Raw genomic sequence first — 16415 nt, 5'->3', positions numbered from 1 at the left:
CATGAAACTTTATAATCTGAAAGATCATAACGAACAGGTCAGCTTTGCGCAGGCCGTCACGCAGGGACTGGGGAAAAATCAGGGGCTCTTTTTCCCGCACGATTTACCAGAATTCAGTCTGACTGAAATCGATGAAATGCTGGAGATGGATTTTGTCTCCCGCAGCAGCAAAATTCTTTCGGCCTATATCGGCGATGAAATCCCGGCGGACACGCTGCGTCAGCGCGTGGAAAAGGCGTTTACCTTCCCGGCGCCGGTAAGCCAGGTGGCGGAAGATATCGGCTGTCTGGAGCTGTTCCACGGCCCGACCCTGGCGTTTAAAGATTTCGGCGGCCGTTTTATGGCGCAGATGCTGACGCAAATCAGCGGCGATAAACCAGTGACCATTCTGACCGCGACGTCCGGCGACACGGGGGCGGCAGTGGCCCACGCGTTTTATGGTCTGAAAAACGTGCAGGTGGTTATCCTCTATCCGCGCGGCAAAATCAGCCCGCTGCAGGAAAAACTGTTCTGTACGCTCGGCGGCAATATCGAAACGGTCGCCATCGACGGCGATTTCGACGCCTGCCAGGCGCTGGTGAAACAGGCGTTTGATGACGAAGAGCTGAAAACGAAACTTGGCCTTAACTCCGCTAACTCCATTAATATCAGCCGCCTGCTGGCGCAGATTTGCTACTACTTTGAAGCTGTCGCGCAACTGCCGCAGGAGGCCCGCAATCAACTGGTGGTATCGGTGCCGAGCGGCAACTTTGGCGACCTGACCGCCGGGCTGCTGGCGAAATCCGCCGGGCTGCCGGTGAAGCGTTTCATCGCCGCGACGAACGCCAACGATACGGTGCCGCGTTTCCTGCAGCATGGCGAATGGCTGCCGAATGCGACGGTGGCGACGCTCTCGAACGCGATGGATGTGTCACAGCCGAACAACTGGCCGCGCGTGGAAGAACTCTTCCGCCGTAAAATCTGGCGTCTGAACGAGCTGGGTGTTGCGACCATCGACGATGAAATCACGAAGGCGACCATGCGCGAACTGCGCGAGCTGGGGTATTTGTCGGAGCCGCACGCGGCGGTGGCTTACCGCGCGCTGCGCGATCAGCTGCGCCCTGGCGAGTACGGTCTGTTTCTCGGCACCGCGCATCCGGCGAAATTCAAAGAGAGCGTGGAAGAGGTGCTTGGTGAAACGCTGGAACTCCCGGCGGAGCTTGCCGAACGTGTCGATCTGCCGCTGCTGTCGCATTCGTTGCCGGCGGATTTCGCCGCGCTGCGCGAGTTTATGATGAGCAAAGCGCCGTAAGCGGCGCCTGCGACATGATGAGAAAAGCCGCCTGACTCGCAGGCGGCTTTTTTATTGCTCGTGGCGCTTAAACACCAGTTCGTTACGGCCTGAGGCCGCTTCATCAAAGAAGTAACCTTCGCTGTCGAACGCCGTGAGCTGTTCGGGGGTCGTCAGGCGATGTTCAATGATGTAACGGCTCATCAGGCCGCGCGCTTTTTTGGCGTAGAAGCTGATGATTTTAAACTTGCCGTTCTTCTCATCGAGAAACACTGGCTTGATGATTTCCGCATTGAGTTTTGCGGGCTTCACCGCTTTGAAGTATTCATCCGACGCCAGATTCACCACCACATTATCGCCCTGGGCGGCGATCGCCTCGTTGAGTTTTTGGGTGATCGTCTCGCCCCAGAAGGTATAGAGATCGTTGCCCTTCGGGTTGGCAAGGCGCGTGCCCATCTCCAGACGGTATGGCTGCATCAGATCGAGCGGGCGCAGCACGCCGTAAAGCCCGGAGAGCATCCGCAGATGCTGCTGAGCGAAATCGAAATCCGCGTCGCTGAAGGTTTCCGCCTGAAGGCCGGTATAGACGTCGCCTTTAAACGCCAGAATCGCCTGACGGGCGTTATCCGGCGTGAAATCCGGCTGCCAGTCGTTAAAACGGGTGGCGTTCAGCGACGCCAGCTTGCTGCTGATGCTCATGAGAGAAGCTATCTCTTCGTCGGTTAAGCGGCGAGCGACATCAATCAACTGCTGCGCCTGATCGAGCAGTTCAGGCTGCGTGAAACGCGTTGTAGCAAGCGGGCTCTGGTAATCCAGCGTCTTGGCGGGGGAAATAAGAATCAGCATGACGTTTCCTTTCTTCGTTTTCCCGGAACTCTACCAAAGAACGCCGCAAAGTGAACCAATGGCTGCGATTGAAGAGGTTTACTCCAGCGGCGCGCTGCGCCAGACCTCCGGTTCTACCTGACGCGCGATCTCCGGGTAGCGGTCTGAGTTAAACACCGGCTTCAGCCCCAGCCTGCGCTGGCGCAGGTAGTCGTCGGCAATACACTTCACCACGGGCGAGAGCAGCAAAATAGCGGTGAGATTCATGACCGCCATTAACGCCATCGCCACTTCGGCCACCTGGCGCAGCAGTTGAAGGTTCAGGAACGGCCCGGCGAAGACCATCGCCATGACCGCGGCGCGCAGCAGCCAGCGGTAAGGGGGCGTGTAACGGCGCAGAAACACCAGATTGTTTTCGGCGTAGGCGTAATTCGCGACGATAGAGATAAACGCGAAGAGCACAATCACACCCGCCACCAGATCTTTCGCCCAGGGGCCCGCGAGCAGGCCCAGCGATTCGCGCGCCAGTATCAGCCCATCGGTCGCTTTCGGGGAAGGGTTCGCCAGCAGCACAATAAACGCGGTAGACGAACAGATAACCAGCGTGTCGACAAAGACGCCAATCATCTGCACGATGCCCTGCGCGGCCGGGTGGGGCGGCCAGGACGTGGCTGCTGCGGCCGCGTTAGGCGACGCGCCCATGCCCGCTTCGTTGGAGAACATGCCGCGCTGAAAACCGCTGGTGAGCGCCTGGCTTATCGTCCAGGCCACGGCCCCGGAGGCCGCCTCATGCCAGCCAAAGGCGCTGCGAACAATGAGCCACAGGATCTCGGGCAGCGCAGAAATATGCATCACCATCACCACCAGCGCCGTGATAACCCAGATGCCCGCAATCGGCGGCACCGCAAAGCGCATCAGGCGCGCCACGCGGTTAAAGCCGAGCATTAGCATCGGCAGCAGGCACAAGGCCAGCAGCCCACTGCTGGTAAATACCGGGAGGGTGAGCGCGTTACTGAGCGCTTTTGAGAGCGCGCCTGCCTGGGCGGCGTTAAAGAGAAGTCCGAAAGTGAAGATTAAAAACAGCGAAAACAGCACGCCCATCCAGCGCATGCCAAGCCCGCGCTCCATATACCAGGCCGGGCCGCCGCGGAAGTAGCCGTCTCGGTCGCGCCCTTTATAGAGCTGGCCCAGCGCGTTTTCGGCAAAGGATGTCGCCATACCGATAAGGCCGGCGACCCACATCCAGAATACCGCGCCTGGCCCGCCGCTGATGATGGCGAACGCGACGCCCGCGATATTGCCGCTGCCCACGCGCGCGGCGATGCTGGTGCAGAGCGCTTCAAACGCCGTCAGCCCGCTGCCGGAGGGGCGCAGGCTGCGGCTTAACGCGCGCGGAAAATAGCGCAGGTAGCGGAACTGAATAAACCGCGTGCGCCAGGAAAACCAGAGGCCTGCGCCTGCGAGCAGGTACAGCATGGCCGATTCCCATAATATTTCGCTGATAAATAGAAGAAAATCTGACATGCCTGCTCCCCCTGGCGCTGCTCTGCTTTCCGCGTGTGGCCAACGTCGCCGACACGCCTTCCCTGAAACAGCAGAGCCTGAAATAAAAGCAGTTTATCACATGGCGACGACGCGATTGCCCCGGTTGCGCTCGAAAAGTCTCGTGTTATCATCACCGCAAACCGATTACCTTCCCTGACACGTAGTTCAAAAGAGAAACACTATCATGACGGATAAATTGACCTCCCTTCGTCAGTTCACAACCGTGGTTGCTGACACTGGAGATATCGCGGCAATGAAGCTGTACCAGCCGCAGGATGCCACGACTAACCCTTCTCTGATCCTTAACGCCGCGCAGATCCCTGAATACCGCAAACTGATTGACGACGCGGTGACCTGGGCGAAAAGCCAGAGCAGCGATCGTGCGCAGCAGGTTGTGGACGCCACCGACAAACTGGCGGTGAATATCGGTCTGGAAATTCTGAAGCTTATCCCTGGCCGTATCTCTACCGAAGTGGACGCACGTCTGTCCTATGACACCGAAGGCAGCATCGCCAAAGCCAAGCGTCTGATCAAACTCTACAACGACGCTGGTATCGGCAACGATCGCATCCTGATCAAACTGGCTTCCACCTGGCAGGGCATCCGCGCGGCGGAACAGCTGGAAAAAGAAGGCATCAACTGTAACCTGACGCTGCTGTTCTCCTTCGCGCAGGCGCGTGCGTGCGCAGAAGCGGGCGTGTATCTGATCTCCCCGTTCGTGGGCCGTATCCTCGACTGGTACAAAGCCAACACGGACAAGAAAGAGTACGCGCCGCAGGAAGATCCGGGCGTGGTTTCCGTGACGGAAATCTACGAGTACTACAAACAGCACGGCTATGAAACCGTCGTGATGGGCGCAAGCTTCCGTAACGTCGGCGAAATTCTTGAGCTGGCGGGCTGCGACCGTCTGACCATCGCGCCTGCGCTGCTGAAAGAACTGGCGGAAAGCGAAGGTGCCGTTGAGCGCAAACTGGCTTTCAACGGCGACGTGAAAGCGCGCCCGGCGCGTCTGACCGAATCCCAGTTCTTCTGGGAGCACAACCAGGATCCGATGGCGGTGGACAAACTGGCGGACGGTATCCGCAAGTTCGCCATTGACCAGGAAAAACTGGAAAAAATGGTCGAAGAGCTGCTGTAATCCCCCCGTGGCCGGTTTCGCCGGCCACGTTTCTTGCGTTCTCTCCCTGTCTGCAAACCCCGCTGGCGTGTATCATTTCGCAAAACCGCACTGATTTTCGGAAATGATATGGATACGTTACGCATAGGCTTAGTTTCAGTTTCTGACCGCGCTTCCAGCGGCGTTTATCAGGATAAAGGCATTCCCGCACTCGAAGCGTGGCTGGCGCAGGCGCTGGCGACCCCGTTTGTGCTGGAGACCCGTCTGGTGCCTGACGAACAACCGCTTATTGAACAAACGCTCTGTGAACTGGTGGATGAAATGGGCTGTCATCTGGTGCTGACCACCGGCGGCACCGGCCCTGCGCGTCGCGATGTGACGCCGGACGCCACACTCGCCATCGCCGATCGCGAAATGCCGGGCTTCGGTGAGCAGATGCGCCAGATAAGCCTCAACTTTGTGCCGACGGCGATTTTGTCGCGCCAGGTGGGCGTGATACGTAAGCAGGCATTAATCCTTAACCTGCCGGGCCAGCCCAAATCCATACAGGAAACGCTCGAAGGGCTGAAAGATGAACAGGGTAAGGTCAAAGTGGCAGGAATATTTGCCAGCGTGCCGTACTGCATCCAGCTGCTGGATGGCCCATATATTGAGACGAATGCGAATGTAGTAGCGGCATTTCGTCCCAAAAGCGCAATTCGCGATGTAAAAAACTGATTATTTGCTTTTGCTGGCATAAAGGTCGCTTGAGGGTGGCGTGGCGGTGATTTAACGTTATAGTCACTTTTAGTTTACGTTTTTGCAGTAAGCTAATTCACGCCAACCTCTTTACAAACGGTTCGTTATGGAACAGCAAACACGCCCTCTTAATCGTCAGGATTATAAAACGCTGACGCTGGCGGCCCTTGGCGGCGCGCTGGAATTCTACGATTTCATTATCTTTGTCTTTTTCGCCGCCGTGGTGGGGGAGCTTTTCTTCCCGCCGGATATTCCGGAGTGGCTGCGTCAGGTGCAGACGTTCGGGATCTTCGCCGCCGGTTATCTGGCGCGACCGCTGGGCGGGATTATCATGGCGCACTTCGGCGATCTGGTCGGGCGCAAAAAGATGTTTACCCTGAGCATTCTGCTGATGGCGGTGCCGACGCTGCTGATAGGCCTGCTGCCGGATTACGCCGCGATGGGCATAGCCGCCCCCGTGTTGCTGTTGCTGATGCGCATTTTGCAGGGCGCGGCTATCGGCGGCGAAGTGCCTGGCGCGTGGGTGTTCGTTGCTGAACACGTGCCGGAAAAACGCATCGGCATTGCCTGCGGCACGCTCACGGCGGGCCTGACGGTAGGCATTCTGCTCGGTTCCGTGGTCGCCACTATCATTAATACCAGCATGACGCAGCAGGCCATTCATGACGGCGGCTGGCGTATTCCTTTCCTGCTTGGCGGGGCCTTTGGTCTGGTGGCGATGTACCTGCGTCGCTGGCTCCAGGAGACGCCGATTTTCCTTGAGATGCAGCAGCGCAAAGCGCTGGTGCAGGAGTTGCCGGTGAAAGCGGTGGTGGTGAAACATCGCCAGGCGGTGGTCATTTCCATGCTGCTCACCTGGCTGCTGTCGGCGGGGATTGTGGTCGTTATTCTGATGTCGCCGGTGTGGCTGCAAAAACAGTACGGCTTTGCGCCAGCGGTGACGTTACAGGCCAACAGCATCGCGACGATTATGCTCTGCGTCGGCTGTCTTATCGCAGGGCTTGCCGCGGATCGTTTCGGCGCCAGCCGGACGTTTATCGTGGGCAGCGTGCTGCTGGCAGCCTCCAGCTGGGCGTTTTATCACCTTTCCGGCTCGCACCCGGAGCAGCTCTTTTTGCTCTACGGCGTGGTAGGGCTGTGCGTCGGCGTGGTAGGCGCTGTGCCTTTCGTGATGGTGCGCGCATTCCCCGCAGAGGTGCGCTTTACCGGCATTTCGTTCTCCTACAACGTGGCGTACGCCATTTTCGGCGGGCTGACGCCGGTGGCGGTAACGATGCTGATGGGCGTCTCGCCGATGGCGCCCGCGTGGTATGTACTGGCGCTTTCCATTATGGGGCTTGGGCTGGGCGTGTGGCTTGGACGAAAGCCGCGGGCTGAATCCAGAGGAGTGGCGGCAGCGCAGCCGTAATGCGGCAGGTGTTGAGAGGGCGGAGGGGGCACGGAAAGAAGAAACGTCGTACCCGCAGGCACGACGTCGGGTAAATCAGTGTTTCTCGCCGATCGGCAGTACGGTGCGACCGTACTGTTCGTTCAGCACTTCGCCCATCGCCAGCCAGATAGCGCTCGCGCCGCACACCAGGCCAATCCAGCCTGCGATATGTACGATGCTTTCATTATCCATCAGGTGACCGACAGCCAGCAGCGCGAACAGCACCGTCAGGCTCAGGAACACGAATTGCAGCATGCGGGCGCTGCCCAGCGTGCCGAAGAACATAAACAGCGTGAACACGCCCCAGATGCCTAAGTAAACGCCCAGGAAATGCCCGTTGGCCGCTTCCGCCAGACCCATTTTCGGCAGCAGCAGGATTGCGACCAGCGTCAGCCAGAACGAACCATAAGACGTGAACGCCGTTAAGCCGAACGTATTGCCTTTTTTATATTCCAGCAGACCGGCAAAAATTTGCGCGATACCGCCGTAGAAAATCCCCATCGCCAGAATAATGCCGTCCAGCGGGAACATCCCGATATTGTGCAGATTGAGCAGAATGGTAGTCATACCAAAGCCCATTAACCCCAGGGGGGCCGGATTAGCCAACTTAATGTTGCCCATAAACCCTCAAAAGAATAAGAAAATTTGCAAAAAGTAACGCCCCGGACGTTATCTTCCGTGACGGGGCGCGGCATCATAATCAGGCCGTTTCGCGCCGTCTATGATCTGGGAAGGGAGAAAATAAAAAAATTTTGCGCTTTGCCCCTTGATGGCGGACAAGCTGACCCCATCTTGTAGTCAACCGCAATGGATGAGCCTGAAAAAAAGGGCGGTGGACGGTTGAATCCCCACCGTTAGCCCGCATAACAGGTTCATACCACATGATGACGATTTTTTAGTGGAGACGTTTAGATGGGTAAAATTATTGGTATTGACCTGGGTACAACCAACTCTTGTGTAGCGATTATGGATGGCACTCAGGCTCGCGTGCTGGAAAATGCGGAAGGCGATCGCACCACGCCTTCAATCATTGCATACACTCAGGATGGTGAAACTCTGGTAGGTCAGCCGGCTAAACGTCAGGCAGTGACTAACCCGCAGAACACCCTGTTTGCGATCAAACGCCTGATCGGTCGCCGCTTCCAGGACGAAGAAGTACAGCGTGACGAGTCTATCATGCCGTACAAAATCATTTCCGCTGACAATGGCGATGCCTGGCTGGATGTGAAAGGCCAGAAAATGGCGCCGCCGCAGATCTCCGCGGAAGTGCTGAAAAAAATGAAAAAAACCGCCGAGGATTACCTGGGCGAGCCGGTGACTGAAGCGGTTATTACCGTTCCGGCTTACTTCAACGACGCGCAGCGCCAGGCGACCAAAGACGCCGGCCGTATCGCGGGTCTGGAAGTAAAACGTATCATCAACGAACCGACTGCCGCTGCGCTGGCTTACGGCCTCGATAAAGAAACCGGTAACCGCACCATCGCGGTCTATGACCTGGGTGGTGGTACGTTCGATATTTCTATCATCGAAATCGATGAAGTGGACGGCGAAAAAACCTTCGAAGTACTGGCAACCAACGGCGACACCCACCTGGGTGGTGAAGACTTCGACAGCCGCCTGATTAACTATCTGGTTGAAGAATTTAAGAAAGATCAGGGCATTGACCTGCGTAACGACCCGCTGGCGATGCAGCGCCTGAAAGAAGCCGCAGAAAAAGCGAAAATCGAGCTCTCTTCTGCGCAGCAGACCGACGTGAACCTGCCGTACATCACCGCAGACGCGACCGGGCCGAAACACATGAACATCAAAGTGACTCGCGCGAAACTGGAAAGCCTGGTGGAAGACCTGGTGAACCGTTCTATCGAGCCGCTGAAAGTCGCGCTGCAGGACGCTGGCCTGTCTGTGTCTGACATCAACGACGTTATCCTGGTCGGCGGTCAGACCCGTATGCCGATGGTTCAGAAGAAAGTGGCTGAGTTCTTCGGTAAAGAGCCGCGTAAAGACGTTAACCCGGACGAAGCTGTCGCTATCGGCGCAGCGGTTCAGGGCGGCGTACTGACCGGTGACGTGAAAGACGTACTGCTGCTGGACGTTACCCCGCTGTCTCTGGGTATCGAAACCATGGGTGGCGTGATGACTCCGCTCATCACTAAAAACACCACCATCCCGACCAAGCACAGCCAGGTGTTCTCGACAGCTGAAGACAACCAGTCTGCCGTGACCATCCATGTGCTGCAGGGTGAGCGTAAACGTGCTGCGGATAACAAGTCTCTGGGTCAGTTCAACCTGGATGGCATTAACCCGGCGCCGCGCGGCATGCCGCAGATCGAAGTTACCTTCGACATCGACGCCGACGGTATTCTGCACGTGTCTGCGAAAGACAAAAACAGCGGTAAAGAACAGAAAATCACCATCAAGGCTTCTTCTGGTCTGAACGAAGACGAAATCCAGAAAATGGTGCGCGAAGCCGAAGCGAACGCTGAAGCTGACCGTAAGTTCGAAGAGCTGGTGCAGACCCGTAACCAGGCGGATCACCTGGTGCACAGCACCCGTAAGCAGGTTGAAGAAGCAGGCGACAAACTGCCGGCTGATGATAAAACCGCAATCGAATCCGCACTGAGCGCGCTGGAAGCGTCCCTGAAAGGCGAAGACAAAGCGGATATCGAAGCGAAAATGCAGGCGCTGGCGCAGGTTTCCCAGAAACTGATGGAAATCGCTCAGCAGCAGCATGCTCAGCAGCAGGCGGGCTCCGCTGACGCTTCTGCGAACAATGCGAAAGATGACGACGTCGTTGACGCTGAGTTCGAAGAAGTTAAAGACAAAAAATAATCGCCCTGATGCAGGGTAGATAACACTGGCACGGGCGTAGGAGTTTCTCCACGCCCGTGCACGCATGTCAGGGGCAGATAAAACATGGCGAAGAAAGACTATTACGAAATTTTAGGCGTCCCGAAAACGGCGGACGAGCGTGAAATAAAAAAGGCGTATAAACGCCTGGCCATGAAATTTCACCCGGACCGTAACCAGGGTGATAAAGAGGCCGAAGCAAAATTCAAAGAGATTAAAGAAGCTTACGAAATCCTCACCGACGCGCAAAAACGCGCGGCGTATGATCAGTACGGCCACGCAGCCTTTGAACAAGGCGGTATGGGCGGCGGCGGTTTCGGTGGCGGCGGCTTTGGCAACGGCGCAGACTTCAGCGATATTTTCGGTGATGTCTTCGGCGATATCTTCGGTGGCGGACGTGGTCGTCGCGCCTCGCGCGGCGCGGATTTACGCTACAACATGGAACTGACGCTCGAAGAAGCGGTACGTGGCGTCACGAAAGAAATTCGCATCCCGACGCTGGAAGAGTGTGAAGTCTGCCACGGTAACGGCGCCAAACCCGGCAGCCAGCCGCAGACCTGCCCGACCTGTCACGGCGCGGGCCAGGTGCAGATGCGTCAGGGCTTTTTCGCTGTCCAGCAGACCTGTCCGCACTGTCAGGGCCGCGGTACGCTGATTAAAGATCCGTGCAACAACTGCCACGGTCATGGTCGTATCGAGAAAACTAAAACGCTGTCGGTGAAAATCCCGGCGGGCGTCGATACCGGCGATCGTATCCGTCTGGCTGGTGAAGGCGAAGCGGGCGAGCAGGGCGCGCCGGCAGGCGATCTGTACGTTCAGGTACAGGTGAAACAGCACCCGATCTTCGAGCGTGAAGGCAATAACCTCTACTGCGAAGTGCCGATCAACTTTGCGATGGCGGCGCTGGGCGGTGAAATCGAAGTGCCGACGCTGGATGGACGCGTGATGTTGAAAGTGCCGCATGAGACCCAGACCGGCAAGCTGTTCCGTATGCGCGGTAAAGGCGTGAAATCGGTCCGTGGCGGCGCGCAGGGCGATTTGCTGTGCCGTGTCGTGGTGGAAACCCCGGTCGGCCTGAACGATCGTCAGAAAGCGTTGCTTCAGGAACTGCAGGAAAGTTTCGGCGGTCCTACCGGCGAAAAGAACAGTCCGCGTTCTAAAAGCTTCTTCGACGGCGTGAAAAAGTTCTTTGATGATTTAACGCGTTAATACCTCGGTTTTAACGAATCATTTTTCAGCCTGAAATGGTAAATACCGTTTCAGGCTTTTTTATGCTCAGCTTTTACTTAATCTGAATAAATAGCTTCAGAACTAATATTAACATCCGCGAGTGCGAACCAACCTACAGCGGAAGGAATAATGCGGGTTACACCGCTATTTTAGACAAGACACGTTACAGAAGAGATAAATTGATTTTGCCAGAGGACGCTGAACCTTATATTTTGTTACCTCTCCCCCGGCACCAGGACACTCCGCAACATGAAGAAGAAGAAGGGTGTCAAAGAATTTGATTATAACCTGATCAAAGTCCTTGATGCGGTAATCACTGCGGGCAATGCCACACGCGCATCCCGGCAACTTCAGGTCACCCCTGCTGCCATTACACTCGCCATTCAACGATTACAGCAAACCTACAATGAAGAACTTTTTATTCGTACCCGTGAGGGCCTGACGCCGACACCGCGCGCCCACCAAATTCATCGCGCCTATAGCCGGGTACTGGATATGATTGACGCTACCTTTGAACACGACGTCAGGATAGCGCCCTGGTGTGAAATAAAAATGATGGGTGACGATGTCAGCGAGCAGTACTACATCTCGCAACTATTTGATATGGAAATGTTTGACCGTTTCCGTTTATATTACTCATCAGCTACCGGAAAAGATTATCCTCAGAGAATCAATGAGCTAAAAAACGGCAAAGCCGATCTGCTGATATCCAGCCATTATTTCAGCGACCAGGACATTGAGCAGGTCATCGTTGATCAGTACCGGAGTTATAAAGCGGTTTGCAATGTTCAGAATCCGCTTTGTGAACTACAGCAGTTGACGCTGGCGAATCTTTTTACCTCGCGGCATGCTGTTTATCATCCTTATGGGATAACACCGGCGCTAAAAAAAGATATCACGAATAATGAATCTTTCTCATTTTTTAATAGCTACTTTTCTGTCGGTTACAATACAGATTCAATAAATGGCTTATTAAGTATTATTGAAAACTCTTCCATGATCGCAATATTGCCGGAAAAGATAGCGCGTTTTTTTCAAAAGCAAGGAAGGTATCGGATTGCATTAATAGACCTACCAGACACGATAGAGTTTGAAATAATTAAAGTTTACGCTGCCTGGCATCATGGTAACCCGCAACGCGACGAGATTAGAGATGTTATTGCTATGCTACAAACTCTTATCACTTATCGTAAATAGTTTTTCTTAATCCTGTAAATCACATCATAAACCTGTCCGGTAAAAATAACAGCGAGGCTAAAGGTAAATTCGTTCCGCAATATTGATATTAAATGATTAGCCTCCTATTGGTTAGATTGCTAACTTTATCGCATCGCCAGACGGCGTAATTATTTATCGTCTACTTATTATTACCGAGGTTTATTATGTCTATTGCTGCTCATGTCGCAACGCCAAAACTGGTTCTTGTCGAACTGGAAATCTTATTAACCATTATTGCTATCGGTGGCTGGGGTGGCTTTGTCAGTTACCTGATGAAGCGTGAAAAGAACGAAACCCATAAAGACATCATGGATTGTCTGGCCCAGATAGCTATCTCCTGTTTTACCTCTTTCCTGCTGAGCGTGGCGGCGATTGACCGTAACATGAGTTTTAATATGGTGCTTATGGTCGCCGGGCTCGGGGGGTATTTGCCACCCCGATACTGCGGGTGCTGAGTGAGAAGGTGAAAAACTTCCTGACTGGCGCCTCTCTGTTGAAATAAGCAAAGAAAAAGCCCGCTGTGGTCAGCGGGCTTTTTTGCACCGGATGTCTATGAAAGGGTCACTCTCTCTCGCAGCCAGCCATAGATAAAAGCTTCGTTCGCCTCACGTTTCTCCGTGATATCCAGATAGTAGTCACCTTGCGTACAGTTCAGCGCTTTTACCAGCACGCCTTCACCTTCCTTACCGCGTTTGTCCAGGTACGCTTGCAACGCCTTCAGCGTGTTTTTTCCGATAACGCCGTCCACGGTTAAGTCCTGGTAGTTACTCTGCTGGTGATTGAAAACATTCAGCCAGCGCTGCAACCAGCGTGCGGGGATAGAAGGCCCAATATTTGTACCCGCTTCGCACAGCTCAAAGGCAATTGGCAGCGAATACTGCGCGACGCGGTCGAATCCTGGCGCCGTCCAGTAGTCTTCTTCCAGAATGCGGTAAGCCTCTTCGCGGCTCAAATCACGCATGTCGCCTTTATAGCCATGCGCTCTTGCCGTCTTCTCGGTAATTCCCCATTTTGTCAGGCCGCCGCGATCCGCCGGATGATCCACATAGCTTCCTTCAAGATTCAGAATGCCGTCGATAACAGGATTCATAATGATTCCTCGCAACAGAGATTAAGGATTACTCACATCCGTCAGGGTCAAAAGCGTCAGGACGCCAAGGATAAACATGGCAAATACCGCCACGGTCCAGAACGCGCGTTTAGGCTTTTTCTTTTTTTCTTCGGTCAGAATGTCGACCGGCACATCATCGTTTACTTTGATGCCGAGCTTGGGAATGGTGACGAAGAGGTCGTTGATCCCGAGAGCGCGCAGATCCCGGCGTAGCAGATACAGCACCTGCGTCAGGTTGGCGTCGCTGATGAACTGGCCCCGGTTTCCCCACAGGACGGCGGCGATTTGCTGCTTTTCTATTACACCGTTTTTGGCGTTTTCAATAATAAAACTTAAACATCGTGCCCGCATGGTAGTCATTTTTATAACGCATGCGTTATCAGTATTTTTTAATTCATTATTTGACTCAGTGAAAATGCAATTATGGTTAATCAGATAACTTTTCATATATCACCTGTGAACAGATATAAATATATATCGGGAGGTTCTCTGGCGCCTTTAAGAGTAGGGATGCATTTAATTAATTTCCACAGAATAAAATAAAAAAATGTTTTTATGTGGCGAAACGGTAGTCCAGATCACGCTTTTTCTGGCTTATTAACTTCCTCTTAATTGCAAATTAAAAGACACTTAATCTTTAATATATGATATATCCAATTTCAATATGCTGAATATTAAAAGGAAAAAATAAAAAGATGTCTTTTGTTTATTGTTTTGTAATGGTTATTTAAATCATTGCTGTTTTTTAATCTCATTTTTATTGATTGTGACTGGAGGAATGCAAAGCGGCCGATCATGATAGTTAGCGCAGAAAGTACTGCACTCACTTTTCACGAAGGAAAATAAACATGGCTACAAGTAAATTAATTCAGGGCGACAGCCTGACTGAAACCAGTAATGCCGCTGATGGCTTTAATCCTGCAAGCGAAGTAGAAAAATATAGTTATACCTCAGCCCGCGTGGCGAAACCGGTATATAACAAATATAAGGCTGCTAATAAACCAAAAGTGTTTGGATATTATACCGACTGGTCGCAATACGATGGGCGTCTGGAAGGGGATGACAGCCCTTCCAACCGTGGGCGCGGCTATGATCTTGCGAAGGTCTCTCCTACCGCTTATGACAAAATTGTTTTCGGCTTCCTTGGCATTGTCGGCGACAAAGGCGAAAAGCAGTACACCATTGAAAACGCCGCGCGTCAGACGAATAAAAACACCAACGAACCGACCTTCCTGGATCCGTGGGGCGATTTCCAGTCTTATGTGAACTGCGGACATACCACCAGCGGCTGGGATATCGATCCGGCAACGGTAACGCAGGCCACCACCAAAGGGCTGTTAGGCGGCCTGCGCGATCTGCAACAAAGAGCGAAGCAGCAGGGGCATACGCTGGCGCTGTCTATGAGTATCGGCGGCTGGACTATGAGTAACGGCTTCCATGAGATGTCGAAGACGGACTCCTCGCGCAAAACTTTCGCAGCCGGTGTGGTGAAACTCTTTAAACAATTCCCGATGTTCAGCGAAGTGGATATCGACTGGGAATACCCGAATGCGGAAGGTAACGGCAACCCACATGGACCGGAAGATGGCGCAAACTATGCGCTGCTTATCGCGGAGATGAAAAAACAGCTTAGCGCAGCAGGGCGCAGCGATGTCAAAATCTCCATTGCCAGCTCGGCCGTTGTTTCTACTCTGGAATATTCTAACGTTAAGGCATTGCTGAACGCCGGTCTGTACGCGATTAACGTGATGACCTATGACTTCTTCGGCACGCCGTGGGCTGAAACGCTGACCCACCACACCAACCTGACGCCGCTCACGGCGGGCGGCTGGAGTATCGAGGCGGTGGTGGATTACCTGATTGCCGAAGGCTTCCCGTCCGATCGTATCAACATCGGTTACGCTGGCTATACCCGCAACGCCCGTAACGCGGTTATTGAGAGCTTCTCACCGCTTAAAGGCGCGTATACGCCAGGCAACGGCACTACCACCGGCTCTTTCGAATCCGGCAGCACCGAATGGTATGACACCATTTACAACTACCTGGATTTGGAAAACCAGAAAGGGCGTAACGGCTTTAACGTCTATACCGATAAAGTCGCCAATGCGGACTACCTCTACAACCCGCAAAGCAAACTGTTTATGTCGCTTGATACGCCGCGTTCGGTAAAAGCCAAAGGCCAGTATGCCGCGTCACGTAACCTTGGCGGGCTGTTTACCTGGACTATCGACCAGGATAACGGCGTGCTGGTGAACGCTGCGCGCGAAGGACTGGGATATGAAATCGAAACCCAGACGGTAGATATGAAGCCGTTCTATTTCGAAGGCATTAATGTGTCCGAGCCTGATAGCAGCGGCAGCGACAGCGAGCCGCAACCGACCATCAACCATGCGCCGGTGGCGGCCATTCAGTTGCGTGTCGTCGGCGGTTCGCGCATTCAGCTTTCCGGCGAGGCGTCGCACGATGAAGATAATGACGCGCTGAGTTTCAGCTGGGGCGTGCCGTCGACGATCATCGTGGCGGATAAAAGCGCCGCCGTGATTGAGTTTGATGTGCCGGTAGTCACCCAGAGCACCGATTACCAGTTCACGCTGTTTGTACGCGACAGCAAAAATGAGCCGTCTTCGCAGCAGCGTTTTGTCGTCACCGCCGTACCGGCAAGCTCCTCATCCACCGGCGGCGATACGCCTGCGCCGACGCCGGTCCCGGATCCGGATCCGGAACCTACTCCCGTCCCCACCCCGACGCCTGATACCAGTGGTTCCGGCAGCGCGCCTTATGCGCTCTGGAATGCCAGCACCATTTATGGCGCGAAATGGGGCACTTTCGAGAAGGTTAGCTGGAAAGGGCATAACTATCAGGTGAACTGGTATTCCCAGGGCGAACAGCCCGATCTCAACAGCGGGCCTTATCAGGTCTGGACCGATTTGGGGACATATTAATCGTCTTGCTTCCTGACATATTTTTTCCGCTCCGCCCGTTATTTGAGCGGAACTCTGGCCCCGGGTAAGGATTACCGGGGCTTTTTTTATGCCCGCCTTTTATCCCGACGCAGCGTTGATAGTTCGTTTTTAACGATTATTAA

13 protein-coding genes and 1 pseudogene are annotated in these 16415 nt (G+C 54.2%); 9 read left to right on the top strand and 5 right to left on the bottom strand.

Annotation, left to right across the window (positions count from 1 at the left end; all coding sequences use genetic code 11):
• Nucleotide 1: 1 nt before the first annotated feature.
• A complete protein-coding gene (thrC, locus tag AB8W27_RS17595; protein WP_012815218.1) occupies nucleotides 2–1291 on the top strand; it encodes a threonine synthase in 1290 nt (429 codons plus the stop codon).
• A 51-nt stretch (nucleotides 1292–1342) separates the two neighbouring features.
• Here thrC and yaaA read toward each other — a convergent pair whose 3' ends face one another.
• Entirely contained in the window at nucleotides 1343–2116 is a 774-nt protein-coding gene (yaaA, locus tag AB8W27_RS17590) for a peroxide stress protein YaaA (RefSeq protein ID WP_012815219.1), read from the bottom strand.
• A 78-nt stretch (nucleotides 2117–2194) separates the two neighbouring features.
• Complete coding sequence (locus AB8W27_RS17585; RefSeq protein ID WP_012815220.1) at nucleotides 2195–3619, bottom strand: sodium:alanine symporter family protein; 1425 nt, start codon at nucleotides 3617–3619, stop codon at nucleotides 2195–2197.
• A gap of 205 nt (nucleotides 3620–3824) precedes the next feature.
• Between AB8W27_RS17585 and tal the strand changes: the two genes are divergently transcribed.
• The 3 genes from tal to AB8W27_RS17570 all read left to right on the top strand — a co-directional run bounded on the left by tal (nucleotide 3825) and on the right by AB8W27_RS17570 (nucleotide 6903).
• Nucleotides 3825–4778, top strand: a complete 954-nt coding sequence (gene tal / locus AB8W27_RS17580) for a transaldolase (protein ID WP_012815221.1) — start codon at nucleotides 3825–3827, stop codon at nucleotides 4776–4778.
• Between the two features lie 108 nt (nucleotides 4779–4886).
• Nucleotides 4887–5474 carry a molybdopterin adenylyltransferase gene (gene mog / locus AB8W27_RS17575; protein WP_012815222.1) on the top strand — a complete coding sequence of 196 codons (588 nt, stop codon included), beginning with the start codon at nucleotides 4887–4889 and terminating at the stop codon, nucleotides 5472–5474.
• 127 nt (nucleotides 5475–5601) lie between these two features.
• Entirely contained in the window at nucleotides 5602–6903 is a 1302-nt protein-coding gene (locus AB8W27_RS17570; protein ID WP_012815223.1) for an MFS transporter, read from the top strand.
• A 75-nt stretch (nucleotides 6904–6978) separates the two neighbouring features.
• Here the strand turns inward: AB8W27_RS17570 and satP are convergent, their stop codons facing one another.
• Nucleotides 6979–7545, bottom strand: a complete 567-nt coding sequence (satP, locus tag AB8W27_RS17565) for an acetate uptake transporter (protein ID WP_012815224.1) — start codon at nucleotides 7543–7545, stop codon at nucleotides 6979–6981.
• 291 nt (nucleotides 7546–7836) lie between these two features.
• Between satP and dnaK the strand changes: the two genes are divergently transcribed.
• The 4 genes and pseudogenes from dnaK to AB8W27_RS17545 all read left to right on the top strand — a co-directional run bounded on the left by dnaK (nucleotide 7837) and on the right by AB8W27_RS17545 (nucleotide 12721).
• Nucleotides 7837–9753 carry a molecular chaperone DnaK gene (gene dnaK, locus AB8W27_RS17560; protein ID WP_012815225.1) on the top strand — a complete coding sequence of 639 codons (1917 nt, stop codon included), beginning with the start codon at nucleotides 7837–7839 and terminating at the stop codon, nucleotides 9751–9753.
• 84 nt (nucleotides 9754–9837) lie between these two features.
• Complete coding sequence (gene dnaJ, locus AB8W27_RS17555) at nucleotides 9838–10980, top strand: molecular chaperone DnaJ (protein ID WP_012815226.1); 1143 nt, start codon at nucleotides 9838–9840, stop codon at nucleotides 10978–10980.
• A 270-nt stretch (nucleotides 10981–11250) separates the two neighbouring features.
• Nucleotides 11251–12198: a LysR family transcriptional regulator gene (locus tag AB8W27_RS17550; RefSeq protein ID WP_012815227.1), complete on the top strand. Its 948-nt coding sequence runs from the start codon at nucleotides 11251–11253 to the stop codon at nucleotides 12196–12198.
• A 185-nt stretch (nucleotides 12199–12383) separates the two neighbouring features.
• Nucleotides 12384–12721, top strand: a pseudogene (locus AB8W27_RS17545) (phage holin family protein).
• Nucleotides 12722–12769: 48 nt separating this feature from the next.
• Here the strand turns inward: AB8W27_RS17545 and AB8W27_RS17540 are convergent.
• Both AB8W27_RS17540 and AB8W27_RS17535 read right to left on the bottom strand, forming a co-directional pair.
• Complete coding sequence (locus AB8W27_RS17540; RefSeq protein ID WP_041923173.1) at nucleotides 12770–13309, bottom strand: glycoside hydrolase family 108 protein; 540 nt, start codon at nucleotides 13307–13309, stop codon at nucleotides 12770–12772.
• A gap of 21 nt (nucleotides 13310–13330) precedes the next feature.
• The gene (locus tag AB8W27_RS17535) at nucleotides 13331–13777 is read right to left on the bottom strand and encodes a membrane protein (protein WP_012815230.1); all 447 of its coding nucleotides are present in this window, start codon (nucleotides 13775–13777) and stop codon (nucleotides 13331–13333) included.
• Nucleotides 13778–14178: 401 nt separating this feature from the next.
• Here AB8W27_RS17535 and AB8W27_RS17530 point away from each other — a divergent pair, with 401 nt between their 5' ends.
• Complete coding sequence (locus tag AB8W27_RS17530; protein WP_041923174.1) at nucleotides 14179–16272, top strand: glycosyl hydrolase family 18 protein; 2094 nt, start codon at nucleotides 14179–14181, stop codon at nucleotides 16270–16272.
• Nucleotides 16273–16415: the final 143 nt, after the last annotated feature.

The organism is Cronobacter turicensis (assembly GCF_041222865.1).
In the GTDB taxonomy this organism is placed as follows: Bacteria; Pseudomonadota; Gammaproteobacteria; order Enterobacterales; family Enterobacteriaceae; genus Cronobacter; species Cronobacter turicensis.
Note: the sequence above shows the minus strand (reverse complement) of the source record. Positions and strands in the feature narration are given on the sequence as shown.